This is a genomic window from Pseudomonas sp. SJZ103, assembly GCF_007828335.1.
Lineage (GTDB): Bacteria > Pseudomonadota > Gammaproteobacteria > Pseudomonadales > Pseudomonadaceae > Aquipseudomonas.
In genome coordinates this window covers 124,766-145,711 of record NZ_VIUN01000013.1, presented here as the reverse complement: position 1 = coordinate 145,711, position 20,946 = coordinate 124,766, and the positions used below count along the sequence as shown (strand labels likewise).

The following is a 20,946-nucleotide window of genomic DNA, read 5'->3' as shown; positions in this document are numbered from 1 at the left end:
TGCCGTCGCGGCGTTTTGCCATTAATTTCACCGTCGATCACGACGGCACAGACATCACCTATATTTAAGGAGCGCATTCATGGCTGTTGGTCTTGGTCCTTTGCCCACATTGCACCCGGTTGCCGGGTTTGAGCTCGGTATCGCTTCGGCCGGCATCAAGCGCCCAGGGCGCAAGGATGTGGTGGTGATGCGCTGTGCCGAAGGCTCGACCGTTGCGGGCGTGTTCACCCTCAACGCCTTCTGTGCCGCGCCGGTGATCCTGGCCAAGCAGCGTGTTGCCGGCTCGATCCGTTACCTGCTGACCAACACCGGCAATGCCAACGCCGGTACCGGCGAGCCTGGACTGGTCGCCGCTGCGCGCACCTGCGCCAAGCTGGCCCAACTGGCCGGTGTGGACGCCAGCCAAGTGCTGCCTTACTCCACGGGCGTCATCGGTGAGCCGCTGCCGGTCGAGAAAATCGAAGGCGCCCTGCAAGCCGCGCTGGATGACTTGTCTGTGGATAACTGGGCCGCTGCCGCCACCGGCATCATGACCACCGATACCCTGCCAAAAGGCGCGAGCCGCCAGTTCGTTCACGACGGTGTGACGGTTACCGTGACCGGTATCAGCAAGGGCGCGGGCATGATTCGCCCGAACATGGCCACCATGCTTGGCTACATCGCCACTGACGCCAAGGTTTCCCGCGATGTGCTGCACAGTCTGATCCTGGACGGTGCCAACAAGTCGTTCAACCGCATCACCATTGATGGCGATACGTCCACCAATGACTGCTGCATGCTGATCGCCACCGGCCAGGCCAACCTGCCGGAAATCACCGAGGCCAGCGGCCCGCTGTTCGCGGCGCTGAAGCAGGCGGTGTTCGAGGTGTGCATGGACGTGGCCCAGGCCATCGTGCGTGACGGTGAAGGCGCGACCAAGTTCGTGACCGTTGAAGTCAACGGCGGCGGCAACCACCAGGAATGCCTGGATGTCGGCTACACCGTGGCCCACTCGCCGCTGATCAAGACCGCGCTGTTCGCCTCCGATCCGAACTGGGGTCGCATTCTGGCTGCCGTCGGCCGTGCCGGCGTGCCGGACCTGGACGTGAGCAAGATCGACGTGTTCTTGGGCGACGTGTGCATTGCCAGCCGTGGCGCCCGCGCCGAAACCTACACCGAAGCCCAGGGCTCGGCGGTGATGCAGCAGGAAGAGATCACCATCCGTATCGAGCTCGGTCGCGGTGAGTGCAGCGAAACCATCTGGACCACCGACCTGTCCCACGAGTACGTGAAGATCAATGCGGAATACCGCACCTGATAGAAGAGGATAAGCGCGGTGAAACGAGTGCATGTAGCAGCAGCGGTGATCCGCGGTGTCGACGGCAGGATCCTGCTGGCGCGCCGTGCCGATACCCAGCATCAGGGCGGCCTGTGGGAGTTTCCCGGTGGCAAGGTGGAGGCCGATGAGTCGGTCGCCACGGCCCTGTCCCGTGAGTTGCAGGAAGAACTGGGCATCCAGGTCACCACGGCGAGACCGCTGATCAAGGTGCAGCATGACTACCCGGACAAACAGGTATTGCTGGATGTCTGGGAAGTCTCGGCCTTTACCGGCGAGCCCCACGGTGCCGAGGGACAACCGCTGGAGTGGGTGGCCCCGCGCGATCTGCCCAACTATGAGTTCCCAGCGGCCAACGCGCCGATTGTGGCTGCTGCACGCTTGCCCGCCGATTACCTGATCACGCCGGGCGAGCTGGAAACGCCGACGCTCTTGCGCGGGATTCAGAAGGCTGTCGCCGGCGGTATCAAGCTGATCCAGCTGCGGGCGCCCAACGGTTACGACCCCAAATACCGCGACCTCGCGGTAGATGCGGTGGGCCTGTGCGCCGGTAAGGCGCAGTTGATGCTCAAGGGGCCGTTTGAATGGCTCGGGGACTTCCCGGCGGCCGGCTGGCATATGACCTCGGCCCAACTGCGCAAATATGCGAGCAAGGGCCGGCCGTTGCCGAAGGATCGCTGGTTGGGGGCTTCATGCCATAACGCGGAAGAATTGGCGTTGGCGGAATTGATGGACGTGGACTTTGTCACGCTGTCGCCGGTGCAGCCGACCCAGACCCATCCAGATGCCCAGCCGTTGGGCTGGGAGCAGGCGGCGGAGTTGATCCGTGGGTTCAGCAAGCCGGTGTTTCTGTTGGGTGGGGTAGGGCCTGCGCAGCGGGAGCAGGCGTGGGAAGCCGGGGCTCAAGGTGTCGCAGGGATTCGGGCGTTCTGGCCTGAGGTTTGATGACGCTCTGAAGGACCCTATCGGGGGCAAGCCTCCTCCCACATTCGACCGAGTTCCAACTTTGGAATGTGATCAAAATGTGGGAGGGGGCTTGCCCCCGATGAGGCCCTGTCAGTCACCGAATCATCATCAGTGTGGCTTTGCCGCCGCCTGCCACAAAACCTCGGCAACGCCCTGGCGTCTGGCAATCACCCTTGCCGCCACAAACAGCAAATCCGACAGCCGATTGATATATGCCAACCCCACCCCTTCCAACGGCTCGACAGCATTCAAATGCTGACAGCGCCGTTCGGCACTGCGCGCCAGGCTGCGGCATACATGGGCCTGGGCAATCAGCGCTGAACCACCAGGCAAGATAAAGTTTTCAAGCGGTCCGACTTCCTCGTTCCAGCGATCAATCGCCGCTTCCAGCCGATCAACTTCCGCCGCGTTCAGTGCCTTGTAGTCTGGCATCGCCAACTCGCCGCCCAGATCGAACAATCGATGCTGGCAAGGCGTAAGCACCTCGATCACGTCCTGTAAGCCTGGATGCTGCCCGCCGAGCGCTTCGAGATACGCCAGCAGTAACCCCAACTGGCTATTCAGCGTATCGACCTCGCCGATGGCTTCCACCCGGGGATGGTCCTTGGGCACGCGGCGACCGTCACCAAGGCCAGTTTCGCCTTTATCGCCGGTGCGGGTATAAATCTTCGACAGGCGAAAGCCCATGGTCAGTGCTCCAGTTGGGTGAGTTCGTAAGGTGGCAGTTGGCCCGCCAAGGGCAGGCGCAAGGTGAAGCAGGTGCCTTGGCCGAGGGTGGAATGCACTTCCATCTGGCCTTTGTGGTTGTTGGTGATGATGAAATACGACACTGACAGCCCAAGCCCGGTGCCCTGGCCGATTTCCTTGGTGGTAAAGAACGGTTCGAAGGTGCGTTTGCGCACGTTCTCGCTCATGCCGATGCCGTTGTCTTCCACTTGGATTTCCGCCCACGGCGGGTTAAGGCGCGTGCGCAGGATGATGCGCCCCGGTTCGCTGTCGTCTTCGCGCAGATGAATGGCCTGGGCGGCGTTTTTCAGCAGATTGAGCAGCACCTGTTCCAGTTCGTTGGCCGTGCCGGGCACGGGGCCCAACTGCGGGTCGAACTGACGGATGATCGCCTGGCCCTTGAAGTCGAAGCCAATAGCCAGGTCAAAGTCGTTACCGGCGATTTCTACCGCCTGGTCGATCAGCGCCGGCAAGTCGCAAGGCGCCATCTGCCGGTTGCTGCGGCGGCTGAAGCTGAGCATGTGGGTGACGATTTTCGCCGCCCGCGCCCCTGCCTGTTGGATACCGTCGAGCAGTTGCGGCACTTCGCGGCTTTGCAGGTAGCGGTTGACCGTGCCCAGCTCAATGCCCACCTGTTCGGCATGCTCCAGGTTCTTGGGCAGGTCCGGGGACAGGCGACGGCGAATGTTCTGCACGTTATGCAGGATCGCCCCCAGCGGGTTGTTGATCTCGTGGGCCATGCCGGCAGCAAGCCCGCCGACGGACAGCATTTTTTCCGACTGCACCATCATTTCTTCCAGTGACAGGCGCTGGGTGATGTCGTCGATACGGATCACCACGCCGCGCCCGGCACCGCCCATCAGCGGATAGAAGGTCAGGGCGTAATGCTTGGGTTCGTCGTCTTTGATCCAGGTAACGCGTTCGATGCGTTCCACCGTGTGTTGCTCCACCGTGGCCTTGATCTGCGGCAGGTATGGCTTGAGCGGCTGGAAGGCGAGGTAGATCGGTTGATTCAGCGCTTCATCCAGGCGCGTGCCGGACAAGGCCGTGGCCTCCTGATTCCATTGGGTGACGTAGAGCTGTTCGTCCAGGGCGATCAGTGCCGAAGGCATCGAGTCGATGATGCTGTTCAGGTAGTTCTGGAAACCGGTGAGCTTTTTCTCGATCTTGCTGCGCACCTGGACTTCCAGCTCCAGCTTGCGGTTGGTGTGACGTGTCTCTTCGGCCAGACCTTGTGCCTGGTCGTAGGCCGCCTGGGAGTCGTCCCGCGCGCGCTTGAGCTGCTGCTCCCGGGCTTCGATGCGCGACAGCATGGTGTTGAAGGCTTCGGCCAGGCTGCCGATTTCGTCGCGGTTGCCCCGGCCGGCACGCAAGGCGTAGTTCTCTTCGCGGGTGACCTGGCGTGACAGCTCTTCGAGTTCATGGATCGGCCGGGTGATCAGGCGTTTGATCTGCCGGGCGATGATCAACCATAGCAACACACTGAAAATCAGGATGCCCAGGCTCGCCGTCAATGTGCCGGTATAGAAGGCCACCGGCAGCTCACTGCTGGCCACCAGCAGCAGGTGACCGGACGGTTGGCCGGGGCGGGGCAGGGTGATGACCTGGTTACTGCGAAACTCGGTCACTCGCCAGGCTTCGATATGCCGGTAGTTGTCCGGCAGGTGCAGGCGATCGCCGTGTTGCATCTGCGCCAGGCGATTGCCTTCGCCGTCGTACAGGGCGGCGGCGCGCAGGGGCGAATAGCTGGTCAGTTCATTGAGCAGCGCATCAGCCTTGGCCGGGGATTCAAGGGCTTCGGCGGCGAGGGCCGGGTTGGACACCAGCCGGCCGATGGCCTGCAAGGCCTGGGGTGCCATGCTTTCCTGGGAGATCCAGTAGGCGGCACTGATAAAGGTCAGGTTGGCCACCAGCAGGACAGTGGTGAGCAGCACCAGCAGGGCGGCCAGCAATTTCTGCCCGACCGGTAGGTTTTCTAGACGCTGGCGCAGCGGCATCAGGGTTTTTCCAGGTGATAGACAGGCGGGCAGGGTAGCGCGTGGCTCAGTCGCTGGGCAATCCGCGTGCAAGTAACTGCTCGACCAGGCGCACTTGCAGTTGTTGCAAATGCGGCAGGCTCAATTGGTGACGGGCGGCCGCCTGGCAAGCATAGCCCAACAAGTAGCTGATTTCGGTGCGGCGGGCATTGGCCACGTCCTGGTACATGGACGAGTAATTGGCAGCCGTGGCCTGGATCACCCGTTCCACTTCGTGCTGCAGATCCAGCGCGGCAGCGGGCTGGCCGCAGCATTCCAGCAGTTCGCCAAGTTCGGCGCACAGGGTAGCGATTTCACATTGATGGTTCTGCAGTTCGCCGTTGCGGCACTGGTAAAGCACAGTCAGCGGGTTGATCGCGCAATTGAGCGCCAGTTTGCGCCACAGGCGCGTCAGGATGTCGGTACTCCATTCGTGGGGGATGCCCGCAGCGTGCAGGTCGTCCAGCCACAGCGGTGGGGTAGGGTGGCTCGCGTCCCCCAGCCAAGTGTAGCCGTGGCCGGCGAACACCACGCGCCAGTCACCGTCGCGAAACGCGCCTTCGGTGCTGGAGGCAAAAATGCAGCGAGCCTGGGGCAGTTGCGCGGCCACCGCGTCCTGGCTGCCGAGGCCGTTTTGCAGCAGGATCAGCTCGGCGTCCGGTGCCAGGCGATGTTGCAGTTGTGCGACAGCGCCCTCGGCGTCGTAGGCCTTGCAGGCTACCAGCAGGCGATGAATCGGCTCGGGGCTGTCGGGTTTTTCGGCGAACACCGGGTAGGTATGGGCTACGCCGTGTTCCACCAGGGTCAAGCCTGATGAAGCCCGGTAGCTGGCCAGTCGCGCTGCATCGCGCAGGATCAACCTGACGGGCAAGCCGGCGCGAGCCAGGCGGGTGGCCCACAACGTGCCCAGGCTGCCGGCGCCGAGAATATGCCAGGTGGTCGACATCAGTTTTTGCTCCGTAGGGTCGCTCACAGTGAACGGGACGAAAGAACCGCTATAATGCCCCGGCATTTTAGCTCGGGCGCGCTCCATCTCTACTGAGCCCGCCCCTTATATTGGAGAAATCACATGCCTTCGTTCGACGTGGTATCTGAACTGGACAAACACGAAGTCACCAACGCCGTCGAGAATGCCGTCAAGGAGCTGGACCGCCGCTATGACTTGAAAGGTAAGGGCAGCTTCGAATTCAAGGAAAAGGAGCTGACCGTCAACTTGACCGCTGAAGCCGATTTCCAGCTGGAAGCGATGATCGAGATCCTCAAGCTGTCGCTGGTCAAGCGCAAGATCGACGCACAGTGCCTTGAAATCAAGGACGCCTACGCCTCCGGCAAGCTGATGAAGCAGGAAGCCGTACTCAAGGAAGGCATCGACAAGGAGCTGGCGAAGAAGATCGTCGCCCATATCAAGGATGCCAAGCTGAAAGTCCAGGCTGCCATCCAGGGTGAGCAGGTTCGCGTCACCGGCAAGAAGCGTGATGACCTGCAGGACGCCATTGCGGCCCTGCGCGCCAAGACCTTCGACATGCCGCTGCAGTTCAATAACTTCCGCGACTGATGGCACATTGGGGAACCTGCGGGCGTTTTCGACGTCCCACGCCCCAGAACCCGCGCCTGCAAATGAGCCCCACGGGGCTCATTTGCGTTTCCAGGCAGTCAATAAAGCCGCACATCCGCCACACAGGAGAAGCTACATGGATTTAAACGCTGAAATGGATCACTTGATCAAGACTTCGCAGTCGTGGATCCCGATGATCATGGAATACGGCAGCCGGGTATTGCTGGCGGTGATCACCCTGGCCATTGGCTGGTGGCTGATCAACGTATTGACCCACCGTGTGGGCCGCCTGCTGGCCATGCGTAACGCGGACCTTGCACTGCAGCACTTCATCACCAGCCTGGCGAACATCGCGCTGAAAGTCATGCTGATTGTCAGTGTGGCCTCGATGATCGGCGTGGCGACCACCTCGTTCGTGGCTGCCATCGGTGCCGCTACCCTGGCCATCGGCCTGGCGTTGCAAGGCAGCCTGGCCAACTTCGCCGGTGGCGTGCTGATTCTGTTGTTCCGCCCGTTCCGCATCGGTGACTGGATCGAAGCCCAGGGCACCTCGGGGACTGTCGACAGCATCCAGATCTTCCACACCGTGCTGCGTACCGGCGACAACAAGACCGTGATCGTGCCCAACGGCATCCTGTCCAACGGCATCATCACCAACACCAACCGTCAGCCGACCCGCAAGGTGGTGTTTGATGTGGGTGTGGACTACGAGGCCGATCTGCAAAAAGCGCGTGAAGTGCTGCTGGAACTGGCAAAAGACCCGCGCGTACTGACTGATCCTGCTGCAGTGGCCGTGGTGTCGACCTTGGGCGATAGCTCAATCACCGTTTCCCTGCGCTGCTGGACCAACACCCCGGATTATTGGGATGTAGTGTTCATGCTGAATGAACTGTCGCGCGACCGTTTAAAGGCGGCGGGGATTGATATTCCATTTCCGCAGCGAGTTATTCGCGTGATGCAGGAAGCAACCCCGAAGTAAACGAAAGAAGCGTGTTTAACTTGGCCGACAGGTCAGGTTAAACGTGTCACCTGAATCTCGTTAGTTAGCTTGCTAGTTATTATTTGTCGAAATAAAACTGCAATGAAAAAGCCGCTCCCTTGTAAGCAGGGGAGCGGCTTTTTGTTTAAGGCCGAGGCCTTAAGTCATCGTTGTAATTGAACCAGCAATTACAAGATGTTCAGCGGGTATTGCGCGATCAGACGCAGTTCGTCGATGGACGAAGAACCGTAGTACACGCCGTCAGACGAGCGATAGGTCGCTTGGCGAATACGCAGGCTCAGATCTTTGGCTGGGCCGCTCTGGATCACGTATTTACCTTCGATGTCGCGTTCCCACTCTTTACCGTTCGACGTCGTGGCGGTGTTGGCGCCGCTACCGGTCACGTAACGAGTCATGAAGCTCAGGCCAGGAATGCCGAAGGTTGCCATGTTGATGTCGTAACGAGCCTGGTAGGACTTTTCGCCTTCGGCGTTGAAGTCGGAACGGGCAACGGAGTTGGCCAGGAACACTGTGCCGCCGCCGTCTACACCGTAACCGTAGTCGCCGTCGCCGGTAACCTTCTGAGCTGCCAAGGTAAAGGTGTGAGCGCCGATGGTGTAGGCACCTTGCAAGCTGAATGCGCGGTTGTCGAGCTTGGTACGCTGATCAAATGGCAGCGCGCTGTCTTTGGAAGCGCGTTGCAGGCCTTCGCCTTCGCTCTTGGTGTCGTAGATGTTGAAGTCCAAGGCGAACGACTGGTCGTCGCTAAGCGCATGGGTCCAGTTCAGGTTGCTGTAGTACTTGCGGAAGTAATCTTCGGTTTTCGCGTAGTACAGGCTGCCGGTGAACTCTGGGGTAAACGAGTAGACGCCGCCGACAAAGTCGGTCTTCGTCAGGCCCAGGCTGTCATGGTAGGTCTGGTTCTGCGCAACGCTGGAAGTGAAGTGACCGCCTTCCAGTTTCAAGCCCTTGATCTCGTTGCTGGTGATCGAGATGCCTTGTGGCAGCTCTGGCAGCAGACGGCTGTCATCGGACGCGAACACTGGAGCTGTGGTGTACTGGTCACCTATTTTCAGGACGGTATCGGAGATACGGAACTTAATGGCGCCACCGCCTTTGGAGTAATCGTCTTGTGAACGACCATCGGAGCCGGTTGGGAACAGACCGGTACCCGCACGACCCTTGCCGCTATCGAGCTTCACGCCCAACAGGCCGATTACGTCAACACCGACACCGATGGTGCCTTGGGTGAAGCCCGATTGGTACAGGGCGTTGAAGCCCAGGCCGGACTCTTCAGTGCGGCTTTGTGAGGTCGGGCCCGACGGGTTGTTACGGAAGTCGCGGCTGAAGTACAGCGCGCGAGTGTTGATGCTGAACGTACTGTCTTCAACAAAGCCCTTGGAATCGTCCTGGGCGGACGCCATTGCGAACTGCGAGGTGCCTGCTGAAACAGCCAGGGCGATCATGCTCCACTTCATCACGCGCATCGTGATTTGCTCCTTTGGTTTTAGGAAGAGTACTGCCGTCCCACCTGTATTTTTATCTGGGCGGCTCTTTCTTTTTTGTGTCGGCGCAAAGTTATATCACGCAGACTCTATTGACGATACTTACCCATCTTTCCTTTCAGCTTCTTTACGAGGCTGTCGTAAATTGCTAGCTCCGTGTCGCAAATTCACAGTCCGAGTGTAACGGGACTGACAACTTCAATGCTGTTTTCAAACGTCTTTCGAAGTTTGAGGTTTTCCTTGAGGCGCATTGAAACGCTGCTGTTCTTCTATCGCGAAACACCTGCTTCCCAGCGGGTGTCGTTGCCGACGATATGGGTGTGAATGCAACAAGCGCGCCCAAATCGGTAATCGAATGTCATTTTTTCGTGAAAAACGTGAAAATCGTGTAAAGACCTCATAAACACGGGCTTTTTACGCCATTTTGTTTGCGCTTGACGCGTCTGCGTTGTCCCTGGCTCGTGAGGCAAAAATGCCTTCCCAGAGAAAAACGTTACCGGTTCACCCTGAGAGTGGGTAATCGGCGGATCCATTTGAAGCACAAGTGGGTCATTTTGGTGCGCCCCTGCGAGGCCCGGGTTAGCGTAGCTCAAATATTGGCCTGCCTCTAAAGGGTGCAGTTTTTTATCGCGGTGCATTCGGTTTTCAGCATTCGCCGTGAAGCCTGGGGCGTTCGAAGGTATGCTGGCGTCCTGAACTTGACCTGCCCAACGGAGTGCCCGTGGTGTTCGCCTTAGATCAACGCTTGCAACAAGACACACTGGTCATCGGGGACTTCCCGCTGTGCCGCCTGCTGCTGTCCAATGATTCGAACTACCCCTGGTTCATTCTGGTGCCACGCATCAACGGTATCAGCGAAGTGTTTCAGCTGGATGTCGCAGATCAACAAATCCTCTGGAAGGAAACAACGGCCCTGGCGCAGTGGCTGAACGAAGGTTTGGCCGCCGACAAGATGAATATTGGTGCGCTGGGTAATGTCGTCAGCCAATTGCACGTGCATGTGATCGTACGCAAGCGTGATGACGCCGCCTGGCCGGCACCCGTGTGGGGCAAGCATCCGGCAAAGCCGTACACTGAAGAACAAGTGGCGGCCATTCGTGTGCGCCTGCGCGAGTTGCTGCCGGCCGACTTCATCTTTACCCAGGGCTGAATCATGGATCTGCAAGACCGCGTTACCGATCTGGAAAGCCGCCTGGCCTTTCAGGACGACACCATCGAAACCCTCAATGACATCCTGGTCGCCCAGCAGCGCGCGGTTGAACGCCTGCAACTGCAGATAACCGCGCTGCTCAAGCGTCAGGAAGAAATGGGTGGCCAGTTCGAGACGTCCGAAGAAGAGGCGCCGCCACCGCACTATTAATCCGAGTGCAATAAAAAACCGCGACCCAGCCAAGCTGGATCGCGGTTTTTTTTGCTGCGACGGCTGGAATCAGCGGCGCGGCAGGGCAGCGATCACGTCTTCGGCTTGCAGGCCTTTGTCGCGGTTCATGACGGAGAATTCCACGCGCTGGCCTTCCACCAGGACGCGATGGCCTTCGCCACGGATGGCCCGGAAGTGGACGAAGATATCGTCGCCCGAATCGCGGGAAATAAAGCCGAAGCCTTTGGAGGTGTTGAACCACTTGACGGTACCGGTATCCCGATTGGTCATGTCGTAGTTTTGCGACGCGGCCGCCGGGGACGAACGGTAGAAGCTAATGGCCAGATGAAGAACGATGGCGACCACAGCAATCACCAGGCTGAGCAGGATGGCCGGGTGGCCGCCGACTTCAGGCATAGGTGCCAGGAGGGTGAGGGTTTGTACGACAACGGTCAGTACCAGCAGCGCGCTGACCAGGTTTTGCAGTTGATGACGCGTGCCTTTGTTCCAGTAAGGGATTACCGGAGCGAGCGTCAGGTTAAGAAGGCCGAACAAGGCCAGGTACAGAGCGTCGTGTTGTTGCAGGTAGGGCAGGCTTTCAGGCTGCAGGCTCGGGATAAAGGACAGCAGCAACGCTGCAACGCCCGTTAGCAGGTGGACGATTTTCAACATTTTGATTAACTCACGTTAAGACGGATCACAAGGAAGAGCTGACTGGCACGGTTCGCTTCTGAACAATGGGAGGCGCTGGGCACGTGCGCGGGTATCAGCCTATGCCGCTTGCCGTGGAAATTAACGGCGGCGACACGCTGCCTATTTAACAGCAAAGGCCGTGCCTACTCAAATCAAGCATTTTCCGGGGCTGAAAGGGGCACGGCATTTCTGCGGGAAACGCTTGTCCTAGACATGTGCAGGTGTTTCAGGCGGCTTCAAAGGAAATTTCCTATGCGCCCCAAAGGCTTGTCCTGCAAGTGCTGATCGGTCGTGCAGGGACGATTTGCCGCATCTCGCCCGAGGGTGTCGGGCTGCGCATCTCCGGCGCTCTTGCTAGAGTGGTCCTGCACCTGATCAATGAATGCTTGTCAATTGAAGGGGATAAACATGGCAATCGATATCGGTATCAGTGAAGAAGATCGTAAATCCATCGTCGATGGGCTTTCACGACTGCTTTCCGATACCTATGTACTGTACCTGAAGACCCATAACTTCCATTGGAACGTCACGGGCCCTATGTTCCGCACGCTGCACCTGATGTTCGAAGAGCAGTACAACGAGCTGGCGCTGGCGGTGGACTCCATAGCCGAGCGTATCCGTGCCCTGGGTTTCCCGGCGCCGGGCGCCTATTCGATCTATGCCCGACTTTCCTCCATCAAGGAAGAAGAGGGTGTACCCAGCGCAGAAGAGATGATCAAGCAACTGGTGGCGGGCCAGGAGGCGGTCACACGTACCGCACGCGGTATTTTCCCGTTGCTCGACAAGGTCAGCGATGAGCCGACCGCGGACCTGCTGACCCAGCGCATGCAGGTTCACGAGAAAACCGCGTGGATGCTTCGCTCCCTGCTCGAAAACCAGTAACCGTCACCCGCAGTGGCGCCGTTATGGCGCCACTTGCTTGTTTCCACGCATTTCCTGGCGTTGTCCTACGCCTATCAACGCCCCGTCTTCTGGCTGCCTGCCTCGTCCTGCTGTCTTATAGGGCTACTGTCCAATGGGAGAACCCATGGGCTGTTGTTTGGCAATGGAGTGTCAGGTGTATGTCACGTGGAGTGGATGTTGGAGTGATGGAAACCGGTGGTTTCCACAAGATAAACGTCGACCCCTTCGCCAAGGGTTTCGATATGGGGCTGGCCAAGCCATTGTCCCGATCGGTAAGGCTCAATGGGTTTTCCACTTGTCTTCGGCTTGAGCAGATCTATTGGAATATCCTCACGGAAATAGCCAGGATCAATGCCTGCTCTGTCAGTGCATTGCTGTCCTATGTCGATCGGGAAGTGCACTTGCGGTATGGAGGAGTGAAGAACTTCAGTGGGTTGGTCAGGGTGGTGTGTGTGGTTCATCTGTTAAAAGGCCGTGCTACCTCACCGAACCCTGAGTAATCGGCAGGCCTCCGGGCTGGTCCGCCGTTGAGGTGGACCATGCTCCGGGCAGAAAGCCGGCTGCGCTGCCTTGATTTACCAGATATAATCCCGCGCTTTGCTGCTGCCGGGGCTTTCTCCCTCTGCTCTCTATCAGGAGCGGGCGCGGCACAGTAACGATCGATCGCCGAGACATCGCCATGCCCATGTACGACTATCAATGTGCTTCCTGTGGACATCAGTTGGAAGCCATCCAGAAGATCAGCGCAGCGCCGCTGGTCGATTGCCCTGCCTGCCAGGCACCGGAGCTCAAGAAGATGTTGTCCATGCCGGGCTTCCGCCTGAGCGGCAGCGGCTGGTACGAGACCGACTTCAAGACCGGCTCGAAGAAAAACCTGGCGGGCGGCGACAAAGCAGACTGAGTTGAACTCTACGCGCAGGCTCCTGCATTATCCGTCCCCTGCTTTAATGTACGGTGACGAGGCGGGCCTCCACCGAATTTCGAATTACGAGAAGTGAAACCACTACCATGATGCGCAGCCACTATTGCGGCCAACTGAACGAGACCCTGGATGGTCAGGAAATCACTCTTTGCGGATGGGTTCACCGTCGCCGCGACCACGGCGGGGTGATTTTCCTCGATATCCGCGATCGTGATGGTCTGGCCCAGGTGGTGTTCGACCCGGACCGCGCCGAGAGCTTCGCCGCCGCCGACCGCGTGCGCAGCGAGTACGTCGTGAAGATCACCGGTAAGGTTCGCCTGCGTCCGGCCGGTGCCGTGAACGCGAACATGGCGTCGGGTGCGATCGAAGTGCTGGGCTACGAGCTGGAAGTACTGAACGAATCGGAAACCCCGCCGTTCCCGCTCAACGAATACTCCGACGTCGGCGAAGAAACCCGCCTGCGCTACCGCTTCCTTGACCTGCGTCGTCCGGAAATGGCCGAGAAGCTGCGCCTGCGTTCGCGCATGACCACCAGCATCCGCCGCTTCCTCGACGAGAACGGCTTCCTCGACGTCGAAACGCCTATCCTGACCCGGGCCACCCCGGAAGGCGCGCGTGACTACCTGGTGCCTAGCCGTACCCACGCCGGCAGTTTCTTCGCCTTGCCGCAATCGCCGCAGCTGTTCAAGCAACTGCTGATGGTGGCCGGCTTTGACCGTTACTACCAGATCGCCAAGTGCTTCCGCGACGAAGACCTGCGCGCCGACCGTCAGCCGGAATTCACCCAGATCGACATCGAGACCAGCTTCCTCGATGAAAAAGAGATCATGGGTATCACTGAGCAGATGATCCGCAACCTGTTCAAGGAAGTGCTGGACCTGGAGTTCGGCGAATTCCCGCACATGACCTTCGAAGAAGCCATGCGCCGCTACGGTTCCGACAAGCCAGACCTGCGTAACCCGCTGGAACTGGTGGACGTGGCCGACCAACTCAAGGATGTCGACTTCAAGGTGTTCAGCGGGCCGGCCAACGACCCTAAATGCCGCATCGCCGCCCTGCGCGTGCCTGGCGGCGCGAGCATGCCGCGCAAGCAGATCGACGACTACACCAAGTTCGTCGGCATCTACGGTGCCAAGGGCCTGGCGTACATCAAGGTCAATGAGCGCGCCAATGGCGTTGACGGCCTGCAATCGCCGATCGTGAAAAACATCCCGGAAGCCAACCTGAACGTGATCCTGGATCGCGTCGGTGCGGTCGATGGCGACATCGTGTTCTTCGGCGCCGACAAGGCCAAGATCGTCAGCGAAGCCCTGGGCGCGCTGCGGATCAAGCTGGGCCACGACCTGGACCTGCTGACCTGCAAGTGGGCGCCGATGTGGGTCGTCGACTTCCCGATGTTCGAAGAAAATGACGACGGCAGCTTCAGCGCCTTGCACCACCCGTTCACCGCGCCGAAGTGCTCGCCTGAAGAGTTGGAAGCCAACCCGGCAGGCGCGCTGTCCCGCGCGTATGACATGGTGTTGAACGGTACTGAGCTGGGTGGCGGTTCGATCCGTATCCACCGCAAGGAGATGCAGCAAGCGGTGTTCCGCCTGTTGGGCATCAACGAAGCGGAACAGGAAGAGAAATTTGGCTTCCTGCTCGACGCCCTGAAATACGGCGCGCCGCCCCACGGTGGCCTGGCTTTCGGTCTGGACCGTCTGGTAATGCTGATGACCGGCGCCCAGTCGATCCGTGAAGTGATTGCCTTCCCGAAAACCCAGAGTGCTGCGGACGTCATGACCCAGGCTCCAGGTGTGGTGGATGCCAAGGCGCTGCGCGAGCTGCATATCCGCCTGCGCGAGACGCCGAAGGCTGAGTAAGGCTGCTGCGTGAAAGCGCACTGAGGTTTACGCAGTCAAAAAAGGCGCATCTTCGGATGCGCCTTTGCGTTACAAGGGGTGTATCCCACCCAGGGTGGGGTTGATAAGGTTTCTAGAGAATTTCGGAGTTGTGTTATGGCTGGCCATTCGAAGTGGGCGAACATCAAGCACCGCAAAGAGCGTCAGGATGCCAAGAAAGGCAAGATCTTCACCAAGTGGATTCGCGAGCTGACGGTCGCTGCCCGCCAGGGCGGTGGTGACCCGGGCTCCAACCCGCGTCTGCGCCTGGCGCTGGACAAGGCTCTGGGCGCCAACATGAGTCGTGACATCATCGACCGTGCCGTGGCCCGTGGCGCGGGTGCTGCCGACACCGACGATATGGTCGAGCTGACCTACGAAGGCTACGGCCCAGGTGGCGTGGCAGTAATGGTCGAATGCATGACCGATAACCGCAACCGTACCGCCGCCGCCGTGCGTCATGCGTTCAGCAAGTGTGGCGGTAACCTGGGGACTGACGGTTCGGTGGCCTACCTGTTCGAGCGCAAGGGGCAGATCTCCTTCGCGCCGGGTGTGGATGAAGATGCGCTGATGGAAGCGGCGATGGAGGCGGATGCCGACGACGTGGTGACCAATGAAGATGGCTCCATCGACGTGTTTACCTCGTTCGCCGGCTTCTACGCCGTGCGTAACGCCCTGGAAGCGGCCGGTTTCAAAGGCTCCGACGCCGAGATCGTGATGTTGCCGACCACCAGTGCCGAGCTGGACCTGGACGGTGCGCAGAAAGTGCTGAAGATGCTCGACATGCTCGAAGACCTGGATGATGTGCAAAACGTGTACTCGAATGCCGACATCCCGGAGTCAGTGGCCGAACAGCTAGGCTGAAGAATGACGTAGATCCAAATGTGGGAGGGGGCTTGCTCCCGATGGCGGTGTATCAGTCAGCTTATGTCTAACTGGACGATTGCCATCGGGAGCAAGCCCCCTCCCACATTGGAACTACGGTGTATCAAAAATTGTGTTTACCCAACCCGCAGGCGTTATGACTTTAATCCTAGGTATCGACCCCGGTTCGCGCATCACCGGTTTTGGCGTGGTGCAACACACCCCGCGTGGTTGCGTGTATGTGGCCTCGGGCTGTATCCGTACCGGCGCGGGCGAGTTGGCTGAGCGCCTGCAGATCGTCTATCGTGGCGTGCGTGAAGTGATCCAGACCTACGGACCGGTGACCATGGGCATCGAAAAGGTGTTCATGGCAAAAAACGCTGATTCGGCGTTGAAGCTTGGCCAGGCCCGTGGCGCCGCCATCGTCGCCGGCGCCGAGGAGGGCATGGAGATCGCCGAGTACACCGCGACCCAGGTCAAGCAGGCCGTGGTCGGCACCGGAGCGGCAAATAAAGAGCAGGTGCAGATGATGGTCATGCATATGCTCAAGCTCACCTCAAAACCGCAGATCGATGCCTCCGACGCCCTGGCCATTGCCATTTGCCATGCGCATACCCGTTCCAGCCTTCTGCCTCACGGCTTGGGTACGGCACGCAGTCGTGGCGGGCGCCTGCGTCTCTGATAGCATCAGCGCAATCGTTATTTCCGGTCAGGCCTCGCTCTGACCCCCAAGCTTTAAGGATCTGAACCGTGATTGGACGCTTGCGCGGCACCCTGGCTGAGAAACAGCCGCCGCACCTGATTCTGGATGTAAACGGGCTGGGGTATGAGCTGGAAGTGCCCATGACCACCCTGTACCGCCTACCGTCGGTCGGTGAACCGATAACGCTGCATACCCATCTGGTGGTGCGCGAAGACGCGCAACTACTCTATGGTTTCATTGGTAAGCGCGATCGCGACTTCTTCCGCGAACTGATTCGCCTCAATGGCGTGGGGCCTAAATTGGCCCTCGCGTTGATGTCGAGCCTGGAAGTGGATGAGCTGGTACGTGCCGTTTCGGCCCAGGATACCTCGGCACTGACCAAGGTGCCGGGCGTCGGCAAAAAGACCGCCGAGCGCCTGCTGGTGGAGCTCAAGGACCGCTTTAAGGCCTGGGAGGTGGTGCCGAGCATGTTTGCCCTGGTGCCGAACCAGCCGGACATGCCGGCGGGCCAGGTCGCGAGTGCTGAAAGCGACGCCGTCAGTGCGCTGATCTCCCTGGGCTACAAACCCCAGGAGGCCAGCAAGGCCGTCTCGGCCATCAAGGACAAGAACCTGAGCAGCGAAGACATGATCCGCCGCGCCCTGAAGGGAATGATTTAAGTGATTGAAGCTGATCGTCTGATCGCGGCCACTGGCCCGCGCGACCGTGAAGAAGTCCAGGACCGCGCCATCCGCCCCCTGAGCCTGGCCGAATACATCGGCCAGCCCACTGTGCGCGAGCAGATGGAGTTGTTTATCCAGGCCGCGCGCGGGCGCAGTGAGTCCCTGGACCACACCTTGATCTTCGGCCCGCCGGGGCTGGGTAAAACCACCCTGGCCAACATCATTGCCCAGGAAATGGGCGTGTCGATCAAGTCCACCTCCGGCCCGGTGCTGGAGCGGCCAGGTGATTTGGCGGCGTTGCTCACCAACCTCGAACCGCACGATGTGCTGTTTATCGATGAAATCCACCGGCTCTCGCCAATTGTCGAGGAAGTGCTGTACCCGGCGATGGAAGACTTCCAGCTCGACATCATGATTGGCGAAGGCCCGGCGGCCCGCTCGATCAAGCTCGACTTGCCACCCTTCACCCTGGTGGGCGCGACCACGCGTGCGGGCATGTTGACCAACCCGCTGCGAGACCGTTTCGGTATCGTTCAGCGTCTTGAGTTCTATAGCACGGCAGACCTGGCGACCATCGTCAGCCGTTCGGCGAGTATTCTCGGCTTGCCCCTGGACCCGGAAGGCGCGTTTGAGATCGCTCGTCGGGCCCGGGGCACGCCACGGATTGCCAACCGCCTGCTGCGTCGCGTGCGTGACTTTGCCGAAGTTCGGGCCAAGGGGCATATCACCAAAGCCGTGGCGGACCTGGCCTTGAACCTGTTGGATGTGGACGAGCACGGCTTCGATCATCAGGACCGGCGCCTGCTCTTGACCATGATCGAGAAGTTCGACGGTGGCCCGGTGGGTGTCGACAGCCTGGCGGCGGCCATCAGTGAAGAGCGTCATACCATCGAAGATGTGCTGGAGCCATACCTGATCCAGCAAGGCTATATCATGCGCACGCCAAGGGGCCGGGTGGTGACGCGCCATGCCTATCTGCACTTCGGGTTAAACATTCCGTCACGATTGGGTGAGATGCCCGTGGTAGACGAATTCCTTGATGCAGTGGACGATTAAAAGCTTCACGCCAGTCGATTTATTCGATGTTTGTGCTGTCCTAGTGGCGGGCGTCGTCATTCAGTCACTGGATATGTTTTTCGAGAATGAAAAAACAGTTGCCCGACCGGATTGGCAACCTGAGGAGTAAGCACTAGAGTATGCGCGCGCAAAACGGGGATCAGTCGTTCGCACATCGCTGTCGCGTTTATTACGAGGACACCGATGCTGGCGGCATCGTGTATTACGTCAATTACCTCAAGTTCATGGAGCGGGCTCGTACCGAGCGGCTACGGGAGCTGGGCTTTGCCCAATCCCAGCTGGCAGGGGAGGACCTGTTATTCGTCGTGCATTCCAGCGAGGCGCGTTACCACGCACCGGCGCGACTGGACGACGAACTGCTGGTCAGCGCTGAAGTAATCGAATTGAACCGTGCCAGCCTGCGTTTCAAGCAGCAGGTCAGGCGGGCAACGGATACAACGCTGCTCTGTGAGGGGCAGTTTCTGGTGGCGTGTGTGCGCACCAACAGTTTGAAACCTCGGGCCATTCCCGAAACTCTACGTGCGGCCTTTGCCGCCGTGAGCGGCGCGGGTAAACAATCAAAGCAGGAGATTTAGCGTGGAACCTACCGTCGTCGACCATTCCTCCATGTGGAGCCTGGTCAGCAATGCCAGTGTTGTGGTTCAACTGGTGATGCTGACCCTGGTAGCCGCATCGGTTACCTCTTGGGTCATGATTTTTCAGCGCAGCAACCTGCTGCGTGCCGGTCGACGTGCCCTGGAGAGCTTTGAAGAGCGCTTTTGGTCGGGTATCGACCTGTCCAAGCTGTACCGCCAGGCCGGCAGCAACCCGGACCCGGACTCGGGCGTCGAGCAGATCTTCCGCGCCGGCTTCAAGGAGTTCTCGCGCCTGCGCCAACAGCCGGGTGTTGATCCGGAAGCGGTCATGGAAGGCGTGGCCCGTGCCATGCGCGTCGCCATTTCCCGTGAAGAAGAGAAACTGGAGCAGAGCCTGCCGTTCCTCGCTACCGTCGGTTCCGTCAGCCCGTACATCGGCCTGTTCGGTACCGTGTGGGGGATCATGAACTCGTTCCGCGGCCTGGCCCAGGCCCAGCAAGCGACCCTGGCCACCGTGGCCCCGGGTATTGCCGAAGCCCTGATCGCCACCGCGATCGGCCTGTTCGCCGCTATCCCCGCAGTAATTGCCTACAACCGCTTTGCTGCCACCAGCGAAACGTTGATCAGCCGTTACTACACCTTCGCCGATGAATTCCAGGCGATCCTGCACCGTAAAGTGCACACCAGCGAAGAATAAGCAGGTAATTCCCAATGGCTTTAATCGCTCGAGCTCGCAAAAAGCGCAAGCCGGTCGCCGAGATGAACGTAGTGCCCTACATCGACGTGATGCTGGTGCTGCTGGTGATCTTCATGGTGACCGCGCCGATGCTCAACCAGGGCGTGAAGGTTGATCTGCCCAAGGTTTCCAGTGAAGCCTTGCCGCAAGACAACAACACCCAGGTCCTGACCATTTCGATCAAGTCTGACAAGACCTATTACTGGAACCTTGGCAGCGAAGTCGACACCCAGAAGCAGCAGGACAAGGCTCTGACCCTGCCGGCGATGACCGATGCGGTGACCAAGATCATTCGCTCCGGTAACGAAGGCGGCAAGCACACCCAGGTGTTCATCCGCGGCGACAAGTCGGTCGACTACGGTTCCGTCATGGGCGCCATGGGCGGGCTGCAGAAGGCCGGCGTCGGTAACGTTGGCTTGATTACCGAGGCGCCCTGATGCACCAACAGCGAGAGCCGTCCGCCTCGGAAAGCTTCTTCTGGCCTAGCGTCTGGGCGATTGCCCTGCACGTCCTGGTCTTTGGCATGCTGTTCGTCAGCTTTGCCATGACCCCGGACCTGCCGCCAGCCAAGCCGATCGTGCAGGCGACCCTGTATCAGCTGAAATCGAAAAGCCAGGCCACCACCCAGACCAATCAGAAGATTGCGGGTGAGGCCCAGAAGTCGGCCGCGCGCCAGACTGAAGTCGAACAGATGGAACAGAAGAAGGTCGAGCAGGAAGCGGTGAAGGCTGCTGCGGAACAAAAGAAAGAAGAGGCGGCTCAAAAGGCCGAGGAATCGAAAAAGGCTGACGAAGCCAAGAAGGCCGACGAGGCGAAAAAGGCTGATGAAGCCAAGAAAGCCGAGAAAGCTGCCGAAGCTAAAAAAGCTGAAGAGAAACAATTGGCTGATATAGCCAAGAAGAAGTCTGAAGAAGAAGCCAAAAAGGCTGCCGAAGAAGAGGCCAAGAAAAAGGCCGCTGAAGACGCCAAGAAGAAAATAGTCGAAGACGCGAAAAAGAAAGCCGCCGAAGACGCCAAGAAAAAAGCTGAAGCAGACGAGGCGAAGAAGAAAATCGCCGACGACGCGAAGAAGAAAGCTGCCGCCGATGCCACCAAGAAAAAGGCCCAGGAAGCAGCGCGTAAATCCGCCGAAGAGAAAAAGGCCCAGGCCTTGGCAGATTTGCTCTCCGACACGCCGCAGCGTCAGCAAGCCTTGGCCGATGAGCGTGGCGATGAAGTCGCGGGCAGTTTCGACGACCTGATTCGGGCGCGGGCAGCAGAAGGCTGGACACGTCCACCTTCGGCACGCAAAGGCATGACAGTAGTGCTGCAGATCGGCATGTTGCCGGACGGTACGGTGACTTCGGTCAGCGTGGCCAAGTCCAGTGGTGACGGTTCGTTCGACAGTTCGGCGGTTGCCGCGGTCAAGAATATTGGCCGGTTGACCGAGATGCAGGGAATGAAACCAAGCGACTTCGCTCCCTATCGTTCATTCAAGATGACATTCACACCTGAGGATCTAGCCTTGTGA

General features: G+C 59.4%; 23 protein-coding genes. 18 read left to right on the top strand and 5 right to left on the bottom strand.

Translation table 11 applies throughout. The features are described from left to right. The first annotated feature begins 79 nt into the window (after window positions 1-79). The gene (gene argJ, locus FBY10_RS24340; protein ID WP_027605527.1) at window positions 80-1,297 is read left to right on the top strand and encodes a bifunctional glutamate N-acetyltransferase/amino-acid acetyltransferase ArgJ; all 1,218 of its coding nucleotides are present in this window, start codon (window positions 80-82) and stop codon (window positions 1,295-1,297) included. Between the two features lie 18 nt (window positions 1,298-1,315). Further along, window positions 1,316-2,260, top strand: coding sequence for a Nudix family hydrolase (locus FBY10_RS24335; RefSeq protein ID WP_131697899.1), 945 nt, complete (start codon window positions 1,316-1,318; stop codon window positions 2,258-2,260). Window positions 2,261-2,389: 129 nt separating this feature from the next. Here FBY10_RS24335 and FBY10_RS24330 read toward each other — a convergent pair whose 3' ends face one another. Genes FBY10_RS24330 through FBY10_RS24320 form a run of 3 tightly spaced genes read right to left on the bottom strand, consistent with a single transcriptional unit; the run spans window position 2,390 to window position 5,968 of the window. Beyond that, complete coding sequence (locus FBY10_RS24330; protein ID WP_145337861.1) at window positions 2,390-2,968, bottom strand: cob(I)yrinic acid a,c-diamide adenosyltransferase; 579 nt, start codon at window positions 2,966-2,968, stop codon at window positions 2,390-2,392. Between the two features lie 2 nt (window positions 2,969-2,970). After that, complete coding sequence (locus tag FBY10_RS24325) at window positions 2,971-5,004, bottom strand: PAS domain-containing sensor histidine kinase (protein ID WP_145337862.1); 2,034 nt, start codon at window positions 5,002-5,004, stop codon at window positions 2,971-2,973. A 46-nt stretch (window positions 5,005-5,050) separates the two neighbouring features. Continuing rightward, a complete protein-coding gene (locus tag FBY10_RS24320) occupies window positions 5,051-5,968 on the bottom strand; it encodes a putative 2-dehydropantoate 2-reductase (RefSeq protein WP_145337863.1) in 918 nt (305 codons plus the stop codon). A gap of 123 nt (window positions 5,969-6,091) precedes the next feature. Between FBY10_RS24320 and FBY10_RS24315 the strand changes: the two genes are divergently transcribed. After that, on the top strand, window positions 6,092-6,577 hold the full coding sequence (locus FBY10_RS24315) for a YajQ family cyclic di-GMP-binding protein (protein WP_053135814.1): 486 nt from the start codon (window positions 6,092-6,094) through the stop codon (window positions 6,575-6,577). 136 nt (window positions 6,578-6,713) lie between these two features. Further along, window positions 6,714-7,556, top strand: a complete 843-nt coding sequence (locus FBY10_RS24310; protein ID WP_131697896.1) for a mechanosensitive ion channel family protein — start codon at window positions 6,714-6,716, stop codon at window positions 7,554-7,556. A gap of 188 nt (window positions 7,557-7,744) precedes the next feature. Here the strand turns inward: FBY10_RS24310 and FBY10_RS24305 are convergent, their stop codons facing one another. Beyond that, entirely contained in the window at window positions 7,745-9,043 is a 1,299-nt protein-coding gene (locus FBY10_RS24305; RefSeq protein WP_145337864.1) for an OprD family porin, read from the bottom strand. A 742-nt stretch (window positions 9,044-9,785) separates the two neighbouring features. Between FBY10_RS24305 and FBY10_RS24300 the strand changes: the two genes are divergently transcribed. Both FBY10_RS24300 and FBY10_RS24295 read left to right on the top strand, forming a co-directional pair. Then, window positions 9,786-10,211 (top strand): HIT domain-containing protein, encoded by a 426-nt coding sequence (locus FBY10_RS24300; RefSeq protein WP_145337865.1) that lies wholly within the window; start codon window positions 9,786-9,788, stop codon window positions 10,209-10,211. Between the two features lie 3 nt (window positions 10,212-10,214). Then, window positions 10,215-10,421, top strand: coding sequence for a SlyX family protein (locus tag FBY10_RS24295; RefSeq protein ID WP_131697893.1), 207 nt, complete (start codon window positions 10,215-10,217; stop codon window positions 10,419-10,421). A 69-nt stretch (window positions 10,422-10,490) separates the two neighbouring features. On the opposite strand, the gene FBY10_RS32045 is transcribed toward FBY10_RS24295, so the two are convergent. Further along, the gene (locus FBY10_RS32045) at window positions 10,491-11,093 is read right to left on the bottom strand and encodes a cold-shock protein (RefSeq protein WP_005790922.1); all 603 of its coding nucleotides are present in this window, start codon (window positions 11,091-11,093) and stop codon (window positions 10,491-10,493) included. A 429-nt stretch (window positions 11,094-11,522) separates the two neighbouring features. On the opposite strand from FBY10_RS32045, the gene FBY10_RS24285 reads away from it, so the two are divergent. From FBY10_RS24285 to tolA, 12 genes are all read left to right on the top strand, one after another. Next, a complete protein-coding gene (locus FBY10_RS24285) occupies window positions 11,523-11,996 on the top strand; it encodes a Dps family protein (protein WP_003193874.1) in 474 nt (157 codons plus the stop codon). Between the two features lie 179 nt (window positions 11,997-12,175). After that, on the top strand, window positions 12,176-12,517 hold the full coding sequence (locus tag FBY10_RS24280) for a ribbon-helix-helix domain-containing protein (protein WP_131697892.1): 342 nt from the start codon (window positions 12,176-12,178) through the stop codon (window positions 12,515-12,517). 179 nt (window positions 12,518-12,696) lie between these two features. Further along, entirely contained in the window at window positions 12,697-12,918 is a 222-nt protein-coding gene (locus FBY10_RS24275) for an FmdB family zinc ribbon protein (RefSeq protein ID WP_010208103.1), read from the top strand. Between the two features lie 107 nt (window positions 12,919-13,025). Then, on the top strand, window positions 13,026-14,801 hold the full coding sequence (aspS, locus tag FBY10_RS24270) for an aspartate--tRNA ligase (RefSeq protein WP_131697891.1): 1,776 nt from the start codon (window positions 13,026-13,028) through the stop codon (window positions 14,799-14,801). A gap of 135 nt (window positions 14,802-14,936) precedes the next feature. After that, window positions 14,937-15,683, top strand: a complete 747-nt coding sequence (locus FBY10_RS24265; RefSeq protein WP_027605539.1) for a YebC/PmpR family DNA-binding transcriptional regulator — start codon at window positions 14,937-14,939, stop codon at window positions 15,681-15,683. 157 nt (window positions 15,684-15,840) lie between these two features. Continuing rightward, the gene (ruvC, locus tag FBY10_RS24260) at window positions 15,841-16,365 is read left to right on the top strand and encodes a crossover junction endodeoxyribonuclease RuvC (RefSeq protein WP_024077147.1); all 525 of its coding nucleotides are present in this window, start codon (window positions 15,841-15,843) and stop codon (window positions 16,363-16,365) included. 68 nt (window positions 16,366-16,433) lie between these two features. Continuing rightward, entirely contained in the window at window positions 16,434-17,045 is a 612-nt protein-coding gene (gene ruvA, locus FBY10_RS24255) for a Holliday junction branch migration protein RuvA (RefSeq protein ID WP_003175802.1), read from the top strand. Beyond that, complete coding sequence (ruvB, locus tag FBY10_RS24250) at window positions 17,046-18,104, top strand: Holliday junction branch migration DNA helicase RuvB (RefSeq protein WP_003193867.1); 1,059 nt, start codon at window positions 17,046-17,048, stop codon at window positions 18,102-18,104. A 140-nt stretch (window positions 18,105-18,244) separates the two neighbouring features. Then, window positions 18,245-18,700 carry a tol-pal system-associated acyl-CoA thioesterase gene (gene ybgC, locus FBY10_RS24245; RefSeq protein WP_145337866.1) on the top strand — a complete coding sequence of 152 codons (456 nt, stop codon included), beginning with the start codon at window positions 18,245-18,247 and terminating at the stop codon, window positions 18,698-18,700. 1 nt (window position 18,701) lies between these two features. Further along, the gene (gene tolQ, locus FBY10_RS24240) at window positions 18,702-19,397 is read left to right on the top strand and encodes a protein TolQ (RefSeq protein WP_053135845.1); all 696 of its coding nucleotides are present in this window, start codon (window positions 18,702-18,704) and stop codon (window positions 19,395-19,397) included. A gap of 23 nt (window positions 19,398-19,420) precedes the next feature. Next, the gene (gene tolR, locus FBY10_RS24235; RefSeq protein WP_162276129.1) at window positions 19,421-19,873 is read left to right on the top strand and encodes a protein TolR; all 453 of its coding nucleotides are present in this window, start codon (window positions 19,421-19,423) and stop codon (window positions 19,871-19,873) included. Next, a complete protein-coding gene (gene tolA / locus FBY10_RS24230; protein ID WP_053135848.1) occupies window positions 19,873-20,946 on the top strand; it encodes a cell envelope integrity protein TolA in 1,074 nt (357 codons plus the stop codon). The genes tolR and tolA overlap by 1 nt, the downstream gene beginning before the upstream one ends.

What these genes read in the sequence shown, in the direction of transcription:
- argJ (WP_027605527.1), top strand. Translation starts at nt 80, where the DNA reads ATGGCTGTTGGTCTTGGTCCTTTGCCCACATTGCACCCGGTTGCCGGG.
- FBY10_RS24330 (WP_145337861.1), bottom strand. Translation starts at nt 2,968, where the DNA reads ATGGGCTTTCGCCTGTCGAAGATTTATACCCGCACCGGCGATAAAGGC.
- FBY10_RS24325 (WP_145337862.1), bottom strand. Translation starts at nt 5,004, where the DNA reads ATGCCGCTGCGCCAGCGTCTAGAAAACCTACCGGTCGGGCAGAAATTG.
- FBY10_RS24320 (WP_145337863.1), bottom strand. Translation starts at nt 5,968, where the DNA reads ATGTCGACCACCTGGCATATTCTCGGCGCCGGCAGCCTGGGCACGTTG.
- FBY10_RS24315 (WP_053135814.1), top strand. Translation starts at nt 6,092, where the DNA reads ATGCCTTCGTTCGACGTGGTATCTGAACTGGACAAACACGAAGTCACC.
- FBY10_RS24310 (WP_131697896.1), top strand. Translation starts at nt 6,714, where the DNA reads ATGGATTTAAACGCTGAAATGGATCACTTGATCAAGACTTCGCAGTCG.
- FBY10_RS24305 (WP_145337864.1), bottom strand. Translation starts at nt 9,043, where the DNA reads ATGCGCGTGATGAAGTGGAGCATGATCGCCCTGGCTGTTTCAGCAGGC.
- FBY10_RS24295 (WP_131697893.1), top strand. Translation starts at nt 10,215, where the DNA reads ATGGATCTGCAAGACCGCGTTACCGATCTGGAAAGCCGCCTGGCCTTT.
- FBY10_RS32045 (WP_005790922.1), bottom strand. Translation starts at nt 11,093, where the DNA reads ATGTTGAAAATCGTCCACCTGCTAACGGGCGTTGCAGCGTTGCTGCTG.
- FBY10_RS24285 (WP_003193874.1), top strand. Translation starts at nt 11,523, where the DNA reads ATGGCAATCGATATCGGTATCAGTGAAGAAGATCGTAAATCCATCGTC.
- FBY10_RS24280 (WP_131697892.1), top strand. Translation starts at nt 12,176, where the DNA reads ATGTCACGTGGAGTGGATGTTGGAGTGATGGAAACCGGTGGTTTCCAC.
- FBY10_RS24275 (WP_010208103.1), top strand. Translation starts at nt 12,697, where the DNA reads ATGCCCATGTACGACTATCAATGTGCTTCCTGTGGACATCAGTTGGAA.
- aspS (WP_131697891.1), top strand. Translation starts at nt 13,026, where the DNA reads ATGATGCGCAGCCACTATTGCGGCCAACTGAACGAGACCCTGGATGGT.
- FBY10_RS24265 (WP_027605539.1), top strand. Translation starts at nt 14,937, where the DNA reads ATGGCTGGCCATTCGAAGTGGGCGAACATCAAGCACCGCAAAGAGCGT.
- ruvC (WP_024077147.1), top strand. Translation starts at nt 15,841, where the DNA reads ATGACTTTAATCCTAGGTATCGACCCCGGTTCGCGCATCACCGGTTTT.
- ybgC (WP_145337866.1), top strand. Translation starts at nt 18,245, where the DNA reads ATGCGCGCGCAAAACGGGGATCAGTCGTTCGCACATCGCTGTCGCGTT.
- tolA (WP_053135848.1), top strand. Translation starts at nt 19,873, where the DNA reads ATGCACCAACAGCGAGAGCCGTCCGCCTCGGAAAGCTTCTTCTGGCCT.